Origin of the sequence: Nocardioides albidus (assembly GCF_006335005.1) — a bacterium.
Lineage (GTDB): Bacteria > Actinomycetota > Actinomycetes > Propionibacteriales > Nocardioidaceae > Nocardioides > Nocardioides albidus.
The window spans coordinates 121,552-123,569 of sequence record NZ_VDMP01000016.1; the positions used below are offsets into that span (position 1 = coordinate 121,552).

Genomic DNA, 2,018 nt, shown 5'->3' on the forward strand with positions numbered 1-2,018 from the left:
GCCCCGTTGCGCGCGGTCTCCTCGAGCCTCAGGTCGAGTCGCCGCGGCAGGAGGGGGCGCCCGGCGCCCAGGACGACCGGGGCGATCGAGACGACCACCTCGTCGAGGAGCCCGGCGTCCGCGAACTGTCCGGCGAGATCGCCACCACCGACCACCCACACGTCCCGCTCCCCCGCGGCGGCGCGCAGCTCGTCGTACACGCTCGTCACCTCGCCTCGAGCGAAGCGGACGTCGGCGCCGTCGAGGCTCGGCAGCTCGCGCGAGGTCATCACCCAGGTGGGCTGCGTGTAGAACCACGCCTCGCCGGACTCCTCGAGGTGCGCGAGCACCCACTCGTACGTCGTGGAGCCCATCACCAGCGCACCCACGCGCTCGATGAACGCCCGTAGTTCTGGGGGCCTGACTCGTCGAGGTCCTGCCTCATCAGCCAGGCCAGGGAGTCGTCGGGATCGGCGAGGAAGCCGTCGAGGGTGGTGGCGGTGTAGTAGACGGTGGTCATCCCTGCTCCCCGAGCTCGCGACGCAGCCAGTTGATCGGGTCGCCGTCGTCGATGTCGACGCCCGCGGCGCGCAGCCAGATCCGGGCGAGCTGACGGCGGTACGCCGAGAAGGTCAGCACGTGCGCGACGATGCTGCTCAGCACGAACGACTCCGGGGGCTCGCAGAGCGCGTCGACGATCCGGTCGTCCCAGGCGCCGCGCCGGTCGATGTCACGCACCGCGGCCAGCCAGCGTGCCGCCGCCGCGGCATGCCGGTCGAGCAGGCCGGACGGACCGGCGTCCCGGTCGACGTCGGGGAAGTCGGTGCCCTCGATCGCGGCCAGCCAGACCTCCTTGGCGAACACGGTCCGCTCGAGCACCGCCGCGATCGACTCCTCAGGCCCCTCCCACGACGCGACCTGGTGACCGGGGCCGCGGACCTCACGCCACTCCTCGTCGGCGAGCGCCTTGGCGCGCTCGATCAGGTCACGGGTGTCGTCGAGGTCGTGGCGGATCATCTGGTCGGTGACGGGACTCATCGTCTGCTCCCCTGCATGGACCCACAGGCTCGTGGGCGGGTGGAAGTGGATGCCGTTGGCTGCCGGCAGCCACGTGCTGCCTGTGCTGCTGGTGCCGTCGGCGCTGGCGGCCTCGCTCGGCGGGTGTCCGTAGGCGCGGGCGAAGGCCCGGCTGAACCCCTCCACCGATTCGTAGCCCGCCTCCCACGCCGCATCGGTGACCGACCTGCCCTGACGGATCCGCCACGCGGCCCGCTCGAGCATGACCCGACGCCTCATCGCGACCGGCGCCTCCCCCGCATCCCGGGAGAGGGTCCGGCTGAAGTGGTACGGCGACGCGAACGCCCCCTCCGCCATGTCGGCCAGCGTCCGGTTGTCCTCGTCGAGCACGGCGTCGAGGAGCTCACGGAGACGGTCGCGTCCGGTCATGCCTCCAGTGTGCTGGTGCCTGTGGCCGGGCGCTTGACCGTTCTTGCGCTCCCGGGGGGCCGCGCGGTGGTTGAGGTGCGAGGAGAGCTGGCGACGAGCCTCGAAACCTCCGGGCATCACCGTCGGCGCGGGTGGGTTTCCCCTGTGCACAGGCGGGGTTCCGGCGTCGGGGTTGTGTCGGCCGTCCTTGCGAGGATGCCGTCATGGATCTCGGAACCCAGCCCCGTTCGACAGCAGCCCTGCTGTCCGAACTGCGTGCCGGGGTCCGCGACCGCGAAGCCCTCGTGATCCGCGAATGGACCGGCATCGTCGCCTGGACCTCCGACCACATCGTCACCGGACCCGAAGGCGTTGCCACGATCACCGAGGGCTACCTCGACACCGGTGTTCCGATCGCTGGGCACGGTGCCCCTCTGGTGTCGGAGTTCGCGTTGATGGAGTTGGTCGCGGTCCTGGGCCGGTCACCGGATGGTGGGAAGGCGTATGTCGGTCGGGTCATCGAGTGCGCCTGGCGTCTCCCGCACGTGTACGACGCCGTCCTGGCCGGACGCCTGGCGCCGTGGCGGGCCGAACGGATCGCCGACCTCACCCGA

General features: G+C 71.4%; 3 protein-coding genes and 1 pseudogene. 1 reads left to right on the top strand and 3 read right to left on the bottom strand.

All coding sequences use genetic code 11. From position 1 onward, the window contains the following. The 3 genes from FHP29_RS04135 to FHP29_RS04140 all read right to left on the bottom strand — a co-directional run. Positions 1-368: dihydrofolate reductase family protein (locus FHP29_RS04135; RefSeq protein ID WP_240044297.1), on the bottom strand; the 368-nt coding region annotated here is incomplete at its 3' end. Beyond that, positions 353-499: a hypothetical protein gene (locus FHP29_RS22495; protein ID WP_240044298.1), complete on the bottom strand. Its 147-nt coding sequence runs from the start codon at positions 497-499 to the stop codon at positions 353-355. The genes FHP29_RS22495 and FHP29_RS04135, both read right to left, overlap by 16 nt. Further along, complete coding sequence (locus FHP29_RS04140) at positions 496-1,425, bottom strand: helix-turn-helix transcriptional regulator (protein WP_139621580.1); 930 nt, start codon at positions 1,423-1,425, stop codon at positions 496-498. Before FHP29_RS04140 ends, FHP29_RS22495 begins: the two co-directional genes overlap by 4 nt. A gap of 203 nt (positions 1,426-1,628) precedes the next feature. Here FHP29_RS04140 and FHP29_RS21520 point away from each other — a divergent pair. Next, a pseudogene (locus FHP29_RS21520) lies at positions 1,629-2,018 on the top strand (hypothetical protein); the annotation flags it as partial.

Coding starts and splice junctions, on each gene's coding strand:
- FHP29_RS22495 (WP_240044298.1), bottom strand. CDS start 499: ATGACCACCGTCTACTACACCGCCACCACCCTCGACGGCTTCCTCGCC.
- FHP29_RS04140 (WP_139621580.1), bottom strand. CDS start 1,425: ATGACCGGACGCGACCGTCTCCGTGAGCTCCTCGACGCCGTGCTCGAC.